This is a genomic window from Vibrio quintilis (assembly GCF_024529975.1).
Classification (GTDB): domain Bacteria; phylum Pseudomonadota; class Gammaproteobacteria; order Enterobacterales; family Vibrionaceae; genus Vibrio; species Vibrio quintilis.
Window position 1 is genome coordinate 1,958,609 of record NZ_AP024897.1, and the last position, 15,807, is coordinate 1,974,415.

General features: G+C 45.8%; 15 protein-coding genes. 12 read left to right on the forward strand and 3 right to left on the reverse strand.

Annotated elements, in window-relative coordinates:
• Nucleotide 1 precedes the first annotated feature (1 nt).
• The 3 genes from OC443_RS09260 to OC443_RS09270 are packed head-to-tail and all read left to right on the forward strand — an operon-like array spanning nt 2 to nt 2,677.
• On the forward strand, nt 2–1,282 hold the full coding sequence (locus OC443_RS09260; RefSeq protein WP_073583884.1) for an ABC transporter permease: 1,281 nt from the start codon (nt 2–4) through the stop codon (nt 1,280–1,282).
• Nucleotides 1,283–1,285: 3 nt separating this feature from the next.
• Nucleotides 1,286–2,002, forward strand: coding sequence for an ABC transporter ATP-binding protein (locus OC443_RS09265; RefSeq protein ID WP_073583886.1), 717 nt, complete (start codon nt 1,286–1,288; stop codon nt 2,000–2,002).
• Between the two features lie 9 nt (nt 2,003–2,011).
• Nucleotides 2,012–2,677 carry a 4'-phosphopantetheinyl transferase family protein gene (locus OC443_RS09270; protein ID WP_083601649.1) on the forward strand — a complete coding sequence of 222 codons (666 nt, stop codon included), beginning with the start codon at nt 2,012–2,014 and terminating at the stop codon, nt 2,675–2,677.
• 56 nt (nt 2,678–2,733) lie between these two features.
• Here the strand turns inward: OC443_RS09270 and nqrM are convergent, their stop codons facing one another.
• The gene (gene nqrM / locus OC443_RS09275) at nt 2,734–2,949 is read right to left on the reverse strand and encodes a (Na+)-NQR maturation NqrM (RefSeq protein WP_073583890.1); all 216 of its coding nucleotides are present in this window, start codon (nt 2,947–2,949) and stop codon (nt 2,734–2,736) included.
• A gap of 10 nt (nt 2,950–2,959) precedes the next feature.
• Complete coding sequence (locus OC443_RS09280) at nt 2,960–3,403, reverse strand: NifB/NifX family molybdenum-iron cluster-binding protein (protein ID WP_073583892.1); 444 nt, start codon at nt 3,401–3,403, stop codon at nt 2,960–2,962.
• A 249-nt stretch (nt 3,404–3,652) separates the two neighbouring features.
• Here OC443_RS09280 and ugpB point away from each other — a divergent pair, with 249 nt between their 5' ends.
• The 6 genes from ugpB (at nt 3,653) to OC443_RS09310 (ending at nt 9,420) form a co-directional block, all read left to right on the forward strand.
• Nucleotides 3,653–4,948, forward strand: coding sequence for a sn-glycerol-3-phosphate ABC transporter substrate-binding protein UgpB (gene ugpB, locus OC443_RS09285; RefSeq protein ID WP_073583894.1), 1,296 nt, complete (start codon nt 3,653–3,655; stop codon nt 4,946–4,948).
• 79 nt (nt 4,949–5,027) lie between these two features.
• A complete protein-coding gene (locus tag OC443_RS09290; RefSeq protein ID WP_073583896.1) occupies nt 5,028–5,909 on the forward strand; it encodes an ABC transporter permease subunit in 882 nt (293 codons plus the stop codon).
• 17 nt (nt 5,910–5,926) lie between these two features.
• A complete protein-coding gene (gene ugpE / locus OC443_RS09295; RefSeq protein WP_073583898.1) occupies nt 5,927–6,769 on the forward strand; it encodes a sn-glycerol-3-phosphate ABC transporter permease UgpE in 843 nt (280 codons plus the stop codon).
• Nucleotide 6,770: 1 nt separating this feature from the next.
• Nucleotides 6,771–7,913, forward strand: coding sequence for a sn-glycerol-3-phosphate ABC transporter ATP-binding protein UgpC (gene ugpC / locus OC443_RS09300; protein WP_143169348.1), 1,143 nt, complete (start codon nt 6,771–6,773; stop codon nt 7,911–7,913).
• 16 nt (nt 7,914–7,929) lie between these two features.
• Complete coding sequence (locus OC443_RS09305; RefSeq protein WP_073583902.1) at nt 7,930–8,688, forward strand: DeoR/GlpR family DNA-binding transcription regulator; 759 nt, start codon at nt 7,930–7,932, stop codon at nt 8,686–8,688.
• 21 nt (nt 8,689–8,709) lie between these two features.
• On the forward strand, nt 8,710–9,420 hold the full coding sequence (locus OC443_RS09310) for a glycerophosphodiester phosphodiesterase family protein (RefSeq protein ID WP_073583910.1): 711 nt from the start codon (nt 8,710–8,712) through the stop codon (nt 9,418–9,420).
• Nucleotides 9,421–9,520: 100 nt separating this feature from the next.
• On the opposite strand, the gene OC443_RS09315 is transcribed toward OC443_RS09310, so the two are convergent.
• On the reverse strand, nt 9,521–10,753 hold the full coding sequence (locus OC443_RS09315; RefSeq protein ID WP_073583912.1) for a SufS family cysteine desulfurase: 1,233 nt from the start codon (nt 10,751–10,753) through the stop codon (nt 9,521–9,523).
• 493 nt (nt 10,754–11,246) lie between these two features.
• Between OC443_RS09315 and OC443_RS09320 the strand changes: the two genes are divergently transcribed.
• The 3 genes from OC443_RS09320 to OC443_RS09330 all read left to right on the forward strand — a co-directional run bounded on the left by OC443_RS09320 (nt 11,247) and on the right by OC443_RS09330 (nt 15,800).
• Nucleotides 11,247–13,136 carry a methyl-accepting chemotaxis protein gene (locus OC443_RS09320; protein WP_073583904.1) on the forward strand — a complete coding sequence of 630 codons (1,890 nt, stop codon included), beginning with the start codon at nt 11,247–11,249 and terminating at the stop codon, nt 13,134–13,136.
• Between the two features lie 786 nt (nt 13,137–13,922).
• Complete coding sequence (locus OC443_RS09325; protein ID WP_234976410.1) at nt 13,923–14,423, forward strand: TRAP transporter small permease; 501 nt, start codon at nt 13,923–13,925, stop codon at nt 14,421–14,423.
• A gap of 18 nt (nt 14,424–14,441) precedes the next feature.
• On the forward strand, nt 14,442–15,800 hold the full coding sequence (locus tag OC443_RS09330) for a TRAP transporter large permease (RefSeq protein ID WP_083601650.1): 1,359 nt from the start codon (nt 14,442–14,444) through the stop codon (nt 15,798–15,800).
• Nucleotides 15,801–15,807 lie beyond the last annotated feature (7 nt).

Here is a 15,807-nt window from a genome sequence, read left to right on the forward strand (position 1 = left end):
GATGTTACTGCCACTCAGACAAATTTTTCAGGAAATGGCGGCGGAGAAACTCCGCCTGATACTGACGATCTTTGCTGTTGCCTGGGCAACACTGTGTATTGCCGGGATGCTGGCCGTCGGGGAAGGGCTGCGGGCCGGTATTATCCGTGTGGTACAAAATGGTAACGGTAACCTGATTCATATTACCGGCGGTATCGCCGGGATTGACAACGGTACTTTTTATCAGGGAAAAGCGCTGGATTTGAAAGCCCGGGATGCAGAGATTCTGCAAACATTACCCGCTGTTGCCCGGGCATTACCCAGTACCTCATGGCAGGAAGAACTCCGGTATGGCGATCAATATTCCTGGCGTAAACCAACGGCGGTCTCTGCCGGTTACAAACAGATGAACCATCTGAAGGTGATGCCGGGTGGCCGTTGGTTTAATCCGCTGGACGCCAGGGAAGAGCGACAGGTGATCGTGTTGGGGTACGCCACTGCTGCCGGTTTATTTAATGATGAGGAAGCCGGATTTTTTGACACTGTGACGCTACAGGCCGATCCGGTAGGTAAGAAAGTCAAACTTGGTGATAAAGAGTTCACCGTCATCGGGGTGCTGAAAAAAAACAGCGGGCGGATTGAAAGCGGTAACTCGATTAATTACGCCAGTTTTGTACCGCTGGCAACATGGCAGAGTTTCCACCGTAATCAGGCTGTGGATGCGATTAATGTCTTACCCGGCAAAGGTGTTGATCGGGTTGCTTTGGCCGGAGTGCTGAAACAATTGCTGATACGCCGTCATGGTGCCAGCCTGAAAGATCAGGAAATTGTTCAGGTGCAGGATATGTTTCTTGAGCAGAAGAGTATGCAAAGCTTTTTGATTGGTTTACAAAGCTTTCTGGGGATTATCGGCCTGATTACGCTGATGGTTGCCGGGGTTGGGATCGCGAATGTGATGTATGCGACTGTCCGGCGTTCCACCCGCGATATTGGTGTCAGAATGGCGGTTGGTGCTACGCCGGCTGCAATCCGGCTGCATTATCTGGTTCAGTCGCTGCTGACGATGGCGCTGGGCGGACTGTTAGGTTTAGTGATGACTTATGGCGTTGTGGTAGTGATTCAGGTTCTGCCACTGAGCGGAAACATGGTGTACGAAGAATTGGGTCAGCCTGTCCCGCAACTTTCCTGGATGATTATTACCATCGTTATTTCTACGCTGGTATTGATTGGTATCGCTGCGGCCTGGTTACCGGCAAATAAAGCAGCTCAAATTACGCCGCTTCAGGCATTGCAAAGTGAATAAAGCATGAATAATGAGAAACCGGGTTCCGGTGTCAATCTGGTCCGGCTGGAACAAATCTGTAAACATTATGAAGGCGGACAGACGGTCGTTAAAGCGCTTGATGGTGTCGATTTAACCATTCAGCGTGGTGAATTTTTGTCAATTCTCGGACCATCCGGTTCCGGTAAATCAACCTTAATGAATGTGCTTGGATGTCTGGATAAACCAACGGCTGGTGATTACTGGCTGGATGAGCAGGATGTGGCGGTAATGTCCGGTAAAGCGCTGGCAAAGATCCGTAATCAGCGGATCGGATTTGTTTTTCAGAGTTTCAACTTACTTGAATATGCGACCGCACTGGATAATGTCGCTTTACCTCTGGTATACGGGGGCGTGAAGAGCAAAGAACGGAAGGCAAGGGCGGCGGCTCTGCTTGAACGGGTCGGGCTGGGTGATCGGATGCACCACAAGCCGAATCAGTTATCCGGCGGGCAAAAACAGCGGGTTGCCATTGCGCGGGCACTGGTCAACGATCCACAAATTTTGCTGGCAGATGAACCGACCGGCGCTCTCGATTCCAAATCAGGGGCTGAAATTGAACGTTTATTCAATGAACTTCATCAGGAAGGCCGGACTTTAATTCTGGTGACTCATGATAATGCACTGGCTGAACGGACAAAACGTATTGTGACGATTAAAGATGGGTGTATAGTTTCAGACTATTGTCCTGACCAGACCTGATGACCAGACATGATGAATTTACCTGATTATTGTTATTGCGCGACTTTGCCTGTAGAACATACCAGCCAGCGACTGTCCTGGTTGCAGCAACAGGGGATGACGCTCCCTGAATCACTCAACCGGGCGGTTCTGAAACGTCAGTGTGAGTTTCTGACCGGCCGGCTTTGTGCCCGCAAAGCATTGCTGGCCGCAGGGTTTTCTGAAATGAACGACATTGCTATCGGTGATTTCCGGGAGCCGTTGTGGCCTGAAGGTATCGTTGGTGCGATTACCCATTCAAACGATAAAGCGGCTGCTGTGATTATTGACTCTGCTGCGAACCCGGCTGTAAATGGTGTCGGTATCGATATTGAGCCGGTCATGAAAGAAGAGACCGCCAGAGATCTGTGCAAACAGATTTTGTTACCGCACGAGATGGCTCATCACTGCTCTTTTTCTGCTTTATCTGTCTATACCACACTGGTCTTTTCCGCCAAAGAGTCGCTGTATAAAGCGATTTTCCCCCGGGTGCGACAAATTCTTGAGTTCAGTTGTGCGGCGGTTACAGAAGTCAGCTCTCAGCAGCTGACACTGACATTGCAGCATGATGTCAGCCCGCAACTTTCTGCAGGGATGTCATTCCGGGTTTTGTATGAGTTGTCAGAACAAAGCGTTCAAACCTTTGTCGTCGTCTGAGTGACCATAAGGCACCGGGATGACCCGCCCTGAATAGTGGGGAGCAGTCGTGTTGTTCAGGGTTGATCATGCTGCTTTGTTTCCGGTTCCTGAATCTGATAGAGCTGCTTTTGATGTGCCTCGCAGGTTGTTTCGCAGTTACAGACTTTCTCCACACCGACGTTAGCCAGTCCACCACAACTTCCCTGAATCGGCTTACGTTTTGCTATCACGCCAATGGTCATGAGCAAAATCAGGATCAAAAAAATTCCAAAAGTGATCAGGTAAATCATGGTGCTCTTCCTATCGGTGAATGGTTGATATTGACTGCAACTGACCTGAAACCGGTGATAATTTGTTGTCGTGCCTGCCCTGATGCTGATGACAACAACGCTTGTGTTTAGTTTTGTTCGGTGATGGTCTGGCATAACTCATCTCAGTGACTTCTTCCAGTTCTGATAAGTTTAGTTCATCTGCGGTTTTTCCGCGGGGACAGGCAAAGACTTTGAACTGGTGATCAAACAGATGTTTGAGCATGGAATCCCCAATTTGCCGGATGACAATGGCACTGACCTGATATTGGCGGAAAATATCGGTGAATACTTTTTTCCTGCCGCAGTGGGATTGGGTTTCGGGAATGTCGACCAAGGTTTTCTGTCGGGTATTTTCATCAATCACCATTATTTGTTCCGCTTTGGAAAAATGGTTATGAGGTTCCCCGTTGCGGGATGGAATAGCGAAGATCATAGCGAATCCTTACATGTCTGAATATGTTTATAGCATATGCTAATAATTATCCCTGCTGAATGCAAGTCTGATTCCCCATATCTGAGTGCATGCGGTCTACCGGAAGTCATGACGGGTGATATCGGGTTGCCATAAATGTTTCACGGCTCTGACACGGAGCTGAAACACAAACGAAACATAAACTGGCGACTATTTGTTGCAAGCGAAATTTATTCACACTCGTACGAAACCTCAGGAAGGGAATTAGCAATGAATAAAATATGGTTAGCAGGGTTATTAACAGCCGGCTTATCAGCAAATGCATTTGCCACAACCGAAATTACATGGTGGCATGCAATGGGTGGTCAGCTTGGTGAGACGGTTAATAAGATTGCGAAGGATTTTAACCAGTCGCAGGACGATTATAAGTTAGTGCCTGTCTATAAAGGAACTTATACAGAAACGCTGACTGCCGGGATTGCTGCTTATCGTGCGCACAAATCGCCGAATATTTTACAGGTTTTTGATGCCGGAACCGCAACGATTATGAGTGCATCCGGGGTGGTTAAACCGGTTCAGGATATTATGGTTGAATCCGGATATCCGTTTAAGAGTACAGATTATATTGAAGGGGTTCGTTACTTCTATGCCGATGATAATGGCAAGATGATCGGCATGCCTTTCAACAGTTCTACACCTGTTCTCTATTACAACAAAGACATTTTGAATAAGGCGGGTGTTCAGCCTCCGAAAACTTATGAAGAAATGGAAAGCGCTGCGAAGAAGCTGAAAGCGAAAGGTTATGCCGCTTTTTCTCAGTCTCACACGCCGTGGATCATGTTTGAAAACTTCAAATCCCGTCATAACCTGCCGTTCTCAGATCAGGAAAATGGCTATTCGGGCACGCCAACAAAGCTGACCTTTAACTCTGATGACATGAAAATGCACTTCAAAAAGTTAAAAGAATGGTCAGATAAAGGTTATTACAAATACTATGGCAGTGACTGGGATGCAAACCAGAGACCTTTCGAGCGGGCTGAAGTGGCGATGTGGATGGGTTCGTCCGGTTCATTTGGTGGTCTGATGAACCGGGTCGAATTTAACCTGGGAACAGCTTACCTGCCTTACTGGCAGAAACTGAATAAGAATCCTGTACATACCTTTATCGGTGGGGCGGCGCTGTTTGCTTTGAGTGGCCACCCAGTGAAACAGGATAAAGGTGTTGCCGCGTTTTTCGCTTATCTGACCAAGCCTGAAGTACAAATGTACTGGCATAAAACGACCGGATATGTGCCGGTAACAAATGCTGCGTATGAGCTGACTAAACAATCGGGCTACTATCAGAAATTCCCGGCGGCTGAAGTCGGTGTGAAACAGCTGAGCCTTGCTGCGGGTCAATGGAATAAAGGTTACCGTGTTGGTTTCTATCCGCAGATTCGTGAAATTGAGAACCGTGAATTTGATAAAATTTTCGCGGGTCAGGAATCTGTAGACCATGCACTTGATACCGTTGAAACAGAAAGTAAAACGTTACTGAAGCGTTTTGCCCGGACGATGAAAAAATAATCCATTCTGTTTCTGTTCCCTGAGTGGTGGCTGTATTTCGCACCATCGCTCAGGGAATACCATTTCAAAGGTAAATCAAGTGGCTAAACGTCAACAATTCAGTCACGGAATACTTCCATATATTCTGCTGACGCCGCAAATTTTTATTATCGCTGTTTTTTTTGTTTATCCGGCAGCTAAAGCTTTCATGTTGTCTTTCATGCTGGAAGACCCGTGGGGCACCTCCTCAACATTTGTCTGGTTTGAAAACTATACAATGCTGTTTGAATCCGGGGAGTATCTGGCTTCATTCGGCTTTACGCTGCTGTATTCATTCGTCGTTGCTTTTCTTTCTCTTGCCATCGCATTACTGCTGGCGGTCAAAGCGAATAATGTGCTGCACGGACAAAGTACATACCGGATCACGCTGACCTGGGTTTATGCCGTCGCTCCGGCGGTTGCTGGTTTAATTGGCGGGTTTCTCTTCAGTCCGCACATTGGCACGCTGTCTAACTTTTTTAATGACATCGGCTGGCAGTTTGATCTGGCGACGGACTCATTTGATGCGATATGTGCTTTGGTGATGGTTTCCGTCTGGAAACAGGTTTCTATCAATTTTGTCTATTTTCTCGCAGGTCTTCAGTCGATTCCTGCTTCGGTCAAAGAAGCTGCAATACTTGATTGTGAAAGTGGTGTAAAGCGCTTCTGGACCATGGTTTTCCCGCTGCTGGCGCCGACGACATTCTTTCTGGTTGTGATAAACCTGACGTATGCCTTTTTTGATACGTTCGGCATCATTGATACGCTCACGGAGGGCGGGCCGGGCAGCCATACGACTTCTCTGGTCTATAAAGTTTACCGGGATGGTTTTATTGGTGCGGATTTAGGCGGCAGCTCGGCACAATCCGTGGTGCTGTTACTGCTGGTACTCGGACTGACTTATTTCCAGTTCAAATTTGTAGAAAAACGGGTTCACTATTAAGTCAGGGAGCGAACAGGATGAAACTGAATCAATTTTTTGATCATGTAATTTTGATCACCGGCGCAGTGTTACTGCTTCTGCCGTTGTGGCTGATTTTTGCCAGCTCCACACATGAGCCGAATACGCTGATGATTGAAGGATTACAGTGGTTACCGGGTCACAACTTCTCACATGTTTATCAGGAAGCCTGGGGAAAAAGCCTTGGGTTTACCGGCGATGTCACTGCCAGATCCATGATTATTAATTCGATGATTATGGGATTAGGGTTTTCCATCGGTAAGATTTTTATTTCAATGATGGCGGCTTATGCGCTGGTTTATTTCCGTTTGCCTTATGCCAGTGCCTGGTTCTGGCTGATATTTGTTACGTTATTGTTGCCGCTGGAGGTGAGGATTATTCCTTCCTATGAAGTGGTTGCCAGCCTCGGGCTGATCAATACCTATACCGGGCTGATTGTGCCGTTGATTGCATCTGCGACAGCAACATTCTTTTTCCGCCAGTTTTTTAAAACGATTCCGGAAGAGTTACTTGAAGCTGCCCAGCTGGATAATGCCGGCCCGGTAAAATTCTTAATTGATATCCTGTTGCCGTTATCCAAAACGATGATGGCTGCGATTTTCATCATTATGTTCGTTGTGGGTTGGAACCAGTATCTGTGGCCGATCATGATGACGACCGATGAAAGTTACAACACCATCGTGATGGGGATTAAGGGCATCATCAACAACATCTATGAAAGTTCCACCCCGCGTTATGACTATGCCTTTGCCATGGTTATTTTTGCAATGTTACCGCCGGTGCTTGTTGTTCTGATATTTCAGCGCTGGTTTGTCAAAGGATTGGTAGAAAGTGAAAAATAAAATGACACATGAGAATTCAACCGCAGAACTCCGGTCTTCCACTGTGAATAATTCCCGGACGAAACTGGCACTGAAACAGTTAGTTAAAACTTATGACAATGGTCATCAGGCGGTGCGGAATATTTCATTAGATATTGAGGACGGTGAATTTATCGTGCTGGTTGGTCCGTCAGGATGTGGAAAATCTTCCATTCTGCGTTCCGTTGCCGGGCTTGAAACGATTACCTCCGGTGAAATTGAGCTGGCCGGACGGAGAATTGACACCCTGAATCCTGCCGCCCGGAATATTGCGATGGTGTTTCAGAACTATGCCTTATATCCGCATATGACGGTCTATCAGAATCTGGCTTATGGTCTGAAAAACCGGGGCGTGCCGAAAGATGTGATTGCACAGAAGATTAAAGATGTTGCGCAAATCCTGCGGCTTGAAGAATATCTTGAACGGAAACCGGCTAAGCTTTCCGGCGGACAGCGCCAGCGTGTTGCGATGGGGCGTGCGATCGTTCGTGAGCCTGAGTTATTTTTGTTTGATGAGCCGCTGTCTAATCTGGATGCGGCACTGAGAACGCATATGCGGCTGGAAATTAAAAAGCTACAGCGTCAGCTGGGCGTGACCAGTATCTATGTCACCCATGATCAGGTGGAAGCGATGACGCTGGCTGACCGGATTGTCGTCCTGAATCAGGGACAGATCGAGCAGGTCGGTACGCCAATGAGCTTGTATCGCGATCCGCAGACTCAGTTCGTTGCCGGTTTTATTGGCAGTCCGGCGATGAATTTTCTTCCGGGCCAGATTAACAATGGTCAGCTGTTGATGCATGGATTAGCGGTTGATATGGAGAATGATGCCTTACCTGATGTGACTGATTTTACGGTGGGTATTCGTCCTGAGCATTTGTTACCGGGAGAACTGCCGGGATGTCTGCATATTCCGGTTGATATTGAAGTGGTTGAGCCATTAGGTGCTCAAAAATTGTTACATTGTCACTTTAATGGTGTGTCTGTTGTTGTTGTGATTCAGGACGGGGAGTTTTATCCAGAGGAAAAAGCGGTATTTTCAGTGCCTCATGAGCAGGTTTACTTCTTTGATCAACAAGGGAACCGGGTTCACTCAACCCGCTCACAGACACAGAAAATTGCGTGAAGGAAACAATACCGGGATGAGGTTAACAGCAAGACAAAAAGAAATATTACGTTATCTGGCACAAACACCGGGGGTGTTATCCAGTTCATTATTATCTGATAAATTTGATGTGTCAGTGCAGACAATCCGCAAAGATATGAATGAACTGAGTGATAAAGGGCTGGTCAGGCGGGTACATGGGGGAATCAGTTTTCCGAGTGATAATGACAACCTTTCCTTTTCCAACCGGGAAGTGATTCATCTGACATCAAAGCAGAAAATTGCCCAGCGAATCGTGGAGGATTTACCCCAGGGAATCAGTATTTTTCTCGGCATCGGGACGACCCCCAAGCAGGTTGCGCATGCCTTATTGGATCATCCGGGGTTAACTGTGGTCACCAATAATATCCATGCGGCACTGATGATGAGTCGCAACCCGCAGATAAATGTTTTTCTGGCTGGCGGTGCTGTTCGTTCTTCAGATGAAGATACGATTGGTGAATCCGTGACCCGGTTTTATCGCCGGTTCAATATAAAGACAGCAATCTTTGGCGTCGGCGGTCTGAGTTCCAAAGGTGAATTACTCGACTTTACGCCGGAAGAAGCGGATTTAACCCATGCTATGATTGCACAGAGCCAGACGTGCTGGCTGGTGGCCGATCAGTCAAAATATCAACGCTATGCGCCGGTTGTCAGCGGTACACTGGATAAGGTAGAGCGCTTCTATTCAGATCAACATCATGCTGAAATTGCTGACTTATGCTTTAAACATCAGGTGAATTACATTATTTCCTGAGATGATATGGAACTGATTCAGATGAAACCGATTATTATTGGCCACCGTGGTGTGGCCGGAACCTATCCGGAAAATACCCGGGCCAGCTTTTTAGCAGCAGCAAAGGCCGGGCTTACCTGGATTGAACTGGACATACAACCTGAGGCAGAGGGTCAACTGGTGGTTTGCCACGATCATGAACTCGGAAGATGTTCAGACGGACAGGGACGGGTTGATGCGCATTCATTGCAGGCACTGAAGCAACTGGATTTTGGCGGATGGTTTGCGCCTGAGTTTCAGGGGGAACAGATTCTGACCCTGGAGGAGCTGTTTGCGTTGCTGCATGAATACCCGATTGCTATCAACATTGAGATCAAAGTCGATGAAACGCATGATCAAGAGAAAGTTGCCCGTGAGCTATACAGAGTACTGAGCGTCGCGAATATGGATCCGCAACGGGTGCTGCTTTCCAGCTTCAGTCATGAGGTTTTGACAATCTGTCACCAGATGTCTTCGGTTTATCCTCTGGCTGTACTGACTGAAAAATTAACCGCAGCGGACAGCAAACTGATGAAAGAGATTGGTGCTGTTGCCTGTAATATCAATTACCGGGCGCTTGATGAGGTGACACTGGAGCAACTTCATCAGGCAGGTTTGCAGGTGTGGGTGTACACGGTGAATGAACCGGAACATTTTACTCTCAAAGATCAGGTGGATGGCATCTTTACGGATTATCCGGGGCGCTTTATCTGAATCCTGCATCTTCAGGTTGTTTGGGTATATGTTGTGAATGGAAGTCAATGCTGAAGTCCCTGCTTCCGGCCTCCCTGAAAACAGGGAGGCGAATGCGGCTCTAATCGAGCAGGGCTTTGATGTGATGAATCGCCGCGATAAAACAATCGATATCCTGCTGATCGGTATACATGCCAAACGATGCCCGGCAGACTGAATTTTGCCCGAGCTTTTCAATCAGCGGCATCGCACAGTGGTGACCGGTGCGTATCGCAACACCATAGTGATCGAAAAATGTGCCGACATCATAGGCATGGTGGGGAATTAAATTAAATGCAATCGTTCCGGCCCGCGTTTTGGGCGTGCCATAAATTTCAACATCTCCGATATGTTGCAGTTGTTCCAGACAATACCTGAGGATGTTGTCTTCATGGCTGCGAATCACGTCGATACCAATGTTGCGGATGTAATCTATTGCCGCACCCAGCCCGAGAATACCGGCAATGTTCGGCGTGCCGGCTTCAAAGCATAAAGGCGGGTGGTTATATGTTGTGCCGGTGGGCAGAATGACTTTCTTGATCATGGCTCCGCCGCCTTCCCAGGGTGGCATTTGCTCATAGCGGCCGGGTTTGACATACAGGACGCCGGTTCCTGTCGGACCGTATAGTTTATGGGCAGAGAACACGTAGAAATCACAATCCAGATCCTGCACATCCGTTTGCTGGTGTAATACCGCCTGTGCGCCATCCACTAAAACCGCGATTTGGTGCTGTCTGGCAAGCTGAATATAATCGCGTACAGGATTGATTGTTCCCAGCACATTAGAAACATGGGTGACTGCGAGGAATTTGGTTCTGTCAGTGATGAGCGCTTTCAGGTCAGAAACCTCAAGTTCACCGGACGGTGTAACCGGCCAGACTTTGATGGTCAGCTGACCTGCCTGCGCCATCATCTGCCAGGGAACAAGATTGGCGTGGTGTTCCATTTCTGTGACGATAATTTCATCACCTGGTTTGAGCTGATTTTTGACAAAAGTCTGGGCAACCAGATTAATCGCCTCAGTGGTGCCTTTGGTAAACACAATATTTTGGGCATCAGGCGCATTGATATAACCGGCAACCTGCTGGCGAACCTGTTCCATATTTTCAGTGGCTGTCATACTCAGCTGATGAATGCCGCGGTGAACATTGGCATATTCATGCTGATAAAAGTCATTCATCCGCCGGATTACCGACAAAGGCGTTTGTGCCGTTGCTGCGGTGTCGAGATAAACCAGTGGCTTATCATGAACTTTTGTATTCAGCGCCGGAAAATCATGGCGCCACGGACTCGATAACTGATGAACTGTTGTCATCAGATGTTCTCCCAAATTCAATTTATCCCGCGGCAAGGATAATCGCTCTGTCGATATTTTTAAATATTTTCTGTGAACCGGCAACAGAATGGCTGGTTTCTCTGCAAATCTGAATCCCGTTGGCCGGTATGATTCTCTGTCATTTTCTTTTTGAAACATATTTGTTTTTCTATCGGACTCTTTTTGCCTTTTGTTTCACAAAAACAGATTAAAACTCAATATTATCTGCTTTTAGACGTTAAATTACTCATTGTTTGATTCATCAATAACAACCGGGTTAACAGACCTGAGAATTATTTGAGCTGGTGACAGTACTTTCTTGCTGCCATGTTAGGTTCACAGAAAAGTTACAAAATATAACTTGCTATAATTGACAGATGAATTAACCAGTCTGATGAACGGGAGTAAGCTGTTTATCGGTTATGGTCCAACACTGAAAATATAAAAGATAATATATGATGCGATTCATGATTGAGATGAAGGAGAACTTCTTATGCGATTAAGTCTGAAGCAGAAAATGGTTCTTTCTGTCATCGCTGCGATTGCTTTGACCGCAGTGACTCTGGTGACTGAGAGTTATCAGTCATTTAAAACAGAAACAGTGAGCCAGATTCAAAATGAAAGTCAGCACACTCTGCAGGCCAATGCCAGAGGAATTGGTGACTGGTTTCATGATAAGCAGCTGGCACTGGAAGGTTTGAAAGATGAGATTGAGAAAAATCTGGATCTGGATGTGGTTCCTCATCTGCGGCAGACATTAAAGTCCGGCGGATTCGGGCTGAGTTATTACGGGAATGAAAAAGGAGAGATGTTCCGTCAGGATCCTTCTCTGAATAAAGCAGGTTATGATCCACGGGTGCGTGGATGGTATAAGCTGGCAAAATCGGAAAACAGTGCAGTGACTACAGCTCCTTATGTCAGTGTGACGATGAAAACTCTGGTCGTGACGCTGGCTGATCCGGTTCGGCAGAATGGTCGCCTGATTGGTGTGGTAGGATCGAATCTGGCACTGGATTATCTGACTCAAACCATTCTTTCTATTCCTGTCGCCGGAGGCGGTTATGCATCGCTGGTGAATCAGAAAGGCACCATTATTGCTCATCCTGATAAGAATAATATTCTGAAAAATGTACGTGAAGTGACACCAGAGCTGAGCAGTGACAGCTTAGTCCGGGCTGCTGACAATGATGAGTCACTGGTCGTTGATATGAATGGCCGGGAAAAAGTGATTGTTGCGGAAAAAATTCCGTATACGGACTGGTTGCTTGTTTTGACCATGGATAAAGAGACACTCGAGGCACCGGTCAATGATATGTTGGTGAAACAGCTGATTATCTCTGCCGGCATCTTAATCTTACTGGCGCTGCTGAGTGCCTGGACGATTTCGAAACAGTTAAAAGGGCTCAGCAATGTGGCCCAGGCGCTGTCTGATATTGCGGAAGGGGAAGGTGATCTGACCCGCAGGCTGAATGTGAGTAGTCATGATGAAGTTGGTCAGCTGGCCCACCAGTTTAATAAATTCGTCGAGCGCATCCATACGATGATGCAGAAGGTCAATGATGTTTCTGTCTCTCTGGGCCAGAAAGCGGATTTTGCCGCTTCCGCAGCTTCACAGCAAAGCTCGAAACTGAAAACCCAGCAGGATGAAATCACGATGGTTGCGACGGCGGTGACTGAGATGGCTTCAGCAACATCTGAAATTGCCGGGAATGCGGAAAATACGGCAAAAAATGCCAATCATTCGGTTGAACTCGGTTCTCAGGGTTATGAACAAATGCAGAAAAGTATGCGTTCTATCAATCAGCTGGCAGAAGAACTGACCCGTGCGACGACAATTATTGCAGACCTTGAAGTGCATGCGAATGAGATTTCGACAATTCTTTCTACCATCAGAGATATTGCCGAACAGACCAATTTGCTTGCCTTAAATGCGGCCATTGAAGCGGCCAGAGCGGGCGAGCAGGGCCGGGGTTTTGCCGTTGTTGCGGATGAAGTCAGGGTACTGTCGCAGAGAACCCATGCCTCGACAGAAGAAATTCAGTCCAAAATTGAAGGGTTGCAGAAAGTGACGACAAATGCTGTCAATGTCATGACGGAAAGTCATAATCTGGTCGAAACCAGTGTTGAAGAGTTTAATGTGACCGGTGAGAGCCTGCATGCTATCAGTGAGTCTGTCTCTGTTATCAGTGATATGGCCACTCAGATTGCTTCTGCAGCAGAAGAGCAGTCGCTGGTAACCGCTGATATCAATCACAATACTGAATCGGTCAGAGAGGTGAGTGATCAGCTGGCCAGTGATGCGCTTGGTTCTGCTGAACAGAGTCAGGAATTGCATAAACTGGTACAAGGGCTGGAAAGGGAATTGGCCCGGTTTAAGATATAAATACGGTTTAATCCTCATGAGCCCGGCGAAATCGTTTCGCCGGGCTTTTTTTTGTTGGCAGGCTTTGCTTTAAACGGTGTGTGGTTTATACCTTGTCTTTTTGTATTACTAATCTGGTCAGGATTGATGATGATTCACAGGAGGTCTGTTGTGAAGTCGCATGAAATGTATCTTTGGCTGGATACTTGAGCATTTTGCTGCGACTTTGACTGCATGGTGAATCAGAGTATTTCATTAGTTATACGGTAATCTGGCATATCTTTCTTAATTAATCTCATTAAATTCAATAGTAAATTCTAACCTGATCAGTTCCTTATCTGTATAAGATGTTGTAGTGTTCTCTTTCCTCATATGTGTCTTGTTTTATTCAATGAAGATGATTTTGTGTCATACCAATTATTTGCTTTATGTGACTTATTACCTTAATCCTGTCATTCCAATTGAAGGGGTTATTCGAAATAAATCGATAATAAAGGCAATTTATTTTTCATACAATGTTAAATCTGTCATATTTTGAAACATCGTTTCGGAGATAGAGTCGATTTTTTGATCTCAAAACTATTTTTAATGTCATACCAAATGTATCTTTGTATCAACGCCGACACCGGACACATATTGACAGAGGGGTGAATAAAGACGCAGATCATGTAAGGTAAACAAAAAAGTTATGAGCATGGGTTCATAATTCCCGGATAATAATTTATTGTTGTTGATTAAAATAAAAGGATTTTTTGTGTGCTGTTGTAACTTATATCCCCGGAGAAAATTAACCATATGATAATTACAATGTTTAATAATTATATTCACAAAGTACTGCGCTACTTGTTAACCTTTTTTATGGTGTTAATGATAGTTGCTGTGGTGTGGCAGGTATTCACCCGGTTTGTGATGAGAGATCCATCAAATTTTACGGATGAGCTGTCTCGTTACTTATTAATGTGGATTGGTATTCTTGGGGGGGCATACACATTTTCTGTGAAGCGTCATTTAGCCTTGGAATTACTGGCAACAAGAATGGGAGAGCGGGGCAAATTAGTCCAGCAAATTTTTATTAATCTGATCATTTTTGCTTTCTCTGCTGTTGCTTTAATTTACGGTGGCTATTATCTGGTTACAAATACATTGCACCATGGTCAAATTTCTCCCGGAATTGTTATTGGTGGTCATCACTTATTAATCGGATATGTCTATCTGGTTGTTCCCATTTCAGGGATTATTATCTGCTATTTCGGCCTCGGCGATATCATTCAGGCGTTGGGTTGCTTAATGAAACGCAAGCCCCAGTAATAAGAGAGGAAGTATCTAATGACGCTTATTGATTTGTTATTCAGTCAGGATTTCTTAGCGAATGCGCCTGATGTTTTTTATGATTTCTTCCCGGTTGTTGTCTTATTTGGGGTGCTGGGCGTTTTATTGATTGTTGGTGTGCCTATTGCGTTTTCAATCGGTATTGCGGCGATGTTTACTGTCTTTATCGATTTCCCGATTGATAAAACCACCGTATTAGTATCGCAGAAACTTGCTAATGGGTTAGATAATTTTGGTTTGCTGGCGCTGCCGTTTTTTATTGTGGCGGGGAACCTGATGAACCGTGGTGGTCTGGCTGCAAGGCTGATTAACTTTGCGATGTTATTTGGTGGTCGTTTACCGGGTTCATTATCCCATGTCAACGTGATTGCGAATATGTTGTTTGGTTCTTTATCCGGTTCTGCTGTGGCCTCTGCTGCGGCTGTCGGCGGAATTATGAAACCGTTGCAGAAAAAGCATGGTTATCCGATGGATTTTTCCACAGCGGTGAATGTGGCTTCCTGTCCTTCCGGTCTGTTAATTCCACCTTCCAATATTTTAATTTTGTTTGCATTGGTCAGCAGTACCTCTGTGCAATATTTGTTTATTGCTGGTTACATCCCGGGAATTTTGATGGGATTAGGTATTATGATCGGGATTATGTTGCTTGGAAAACGCTATAACATTCCAAGAGAAAAGATCGTTTTTCAGGAAAAAACCAGTAAGGTTATCTGGGATGCACTGCCAAGCCTGGGATTAGTTGTCATCATTATGGGCGGTATTCTGGCTGGTATTTTTACCGCGACAGAAGCGTCAGCCATTGCCGTTGTTTATGCGCTGATTCTTGGTATTGCATACCGTGAATTAAAATTTGATGACATGATGCCGCTGTTAGTTGAGAGTGTCGTCACGACTTCGATTGTTTTATTAATGGTTGCCACATCTTCTGCAATGTCCTGGTCTATGGCGAATGCTGATATTCCAACATATATTGCGGACTTTGTGATGGAAACTTCAACGAATCCTATTGTTGTAATTCTGTTGATGAATGTGATTCTGTTGGTGATTGGTACCTTTATGGATATGACGCCGGCAGTTCTCATATTTACACCGATCTTTTTACCGATTGCGATGCAATTGGGAATCGATCCGGTGCACTTTGGTATTATTTTAGTCTTTAACCTCTGTATCGGTATATGTACACCGCCGGTTGGAACAGCATTATTTGTTGGCTGTAGTGTATCTGAGATGAAATTAGGGCAGGTGGTTCCAAAATTATTGCCTCTGTTTTTGATCATGATTGCGACGCTGGCTTTAGTGACGTTGTTTCCATCTCTATCTTTATGGCTACCTGGACTAGCCGGATATAAATATTAACTAATAG

What these genes read in the sequence shown, in the direction of transcription:
- OC443_RS09260 (WP_073583884.1), top strand. Translation starts at nt 2, where the DNA reads ATGTTACTGCCACTCAGACAAATTTTTCAGGAAATGGCGGCGGAGAAA.
- OC443_RS09265 (WP_073583886.1), top strand. Translation starts at nt 1,286, where the DNA reads ATGAATAATGAGAAACCGGGTTCCGGTGTCAATCTGGTCCGGCTGGAA.
- OC443_RS09270 (WP_083601649.1), top strand. Translation starts at nt 2,012, where the DNA reads ATGATGAATTTACCTGATTATTGTTATTGCGCGACTTTGCCTGTAGAA.
- nqrM (WP_073583890.1), bottom strand. Translation starts at nt 2,949, where the DNA reads ATGATTTACCTGATCACTTTTGGAATTTTTTTGATCCTGATTTTGCTC.
- OC443_RS09280 (WP_073583892.1), bottom strand. Translation starts at nt 3,403, where the DNA reads ATGATCTTCGCTATTCCATCCCGCAACGGGGAACCTCATAACCATTTT.
- ugpB (WP_073583894.1), top strand. Translation starts at nt 3,653, where the DNA reads ATGAATAAAATATGGTTAGCAGGGTTATTAACAGCCGGCTTATCAGCA.
- ugpE (WP_073583898.1), top strand. Translation starts at nt 5,927, where the DNA reads ATGAAACTGAATCAATTTTTTGATCATGTAATTTTGATCACCGGCGCA.
- ugpC (WP_143169348.1), top strand. Translation starts at nt 6,771, where the DNA reads ATGACACATGAGAATTCAACCGCAGAACTCCGGTCTTCCACTGTGAAT.
- OC443_RS09305 (WP_073583902.1), top strand. Translation starts at nt 7,930, where the DNA reads ATGAGGTTAACAGCAAGACAAAAAGAAATATTACGTTATCTGGCACAA.
- OC443_RS09310 (WP_073583910.1), top strand. Translation starts at nt 8,710, where the DNA reads ATGAAACCGATTATTATTGGCCACCGTGGTGTGGCCGGAACCTATCCG.
- OC443_RS09315 (WP_073583912.1), bottom strand. Translation starts at nt 10,753, where the DNA reads ATGACAACAGTTCATCAGTTATCGAGTCCGTGGCGCCATGATTTTCCG.
- OC443_RS09320 (WP_073583904.1), top strand. Translation starts at nt 11,247, where the DNA reads ATGCGATTAAGTCTGAAGCAGAAAATGGTTCTTTCTGTCATCGCTGCG.
- OC443_RS09325 (WP_234976410.1), top strand. Translation starts at nt 13,923, where the DNA reads ATGTTTAATAATTATATTCACAAAGTACTGCGCTACTTGTTAACCTTT.
- OC443_RS09330 (WP_083601650.1), top strand. Translation starts at nt 14,442, where the DNA reads ATGACGCTTATTGATTTGTTATTCAGTCAGGATTTCTTAGCGAATGCG.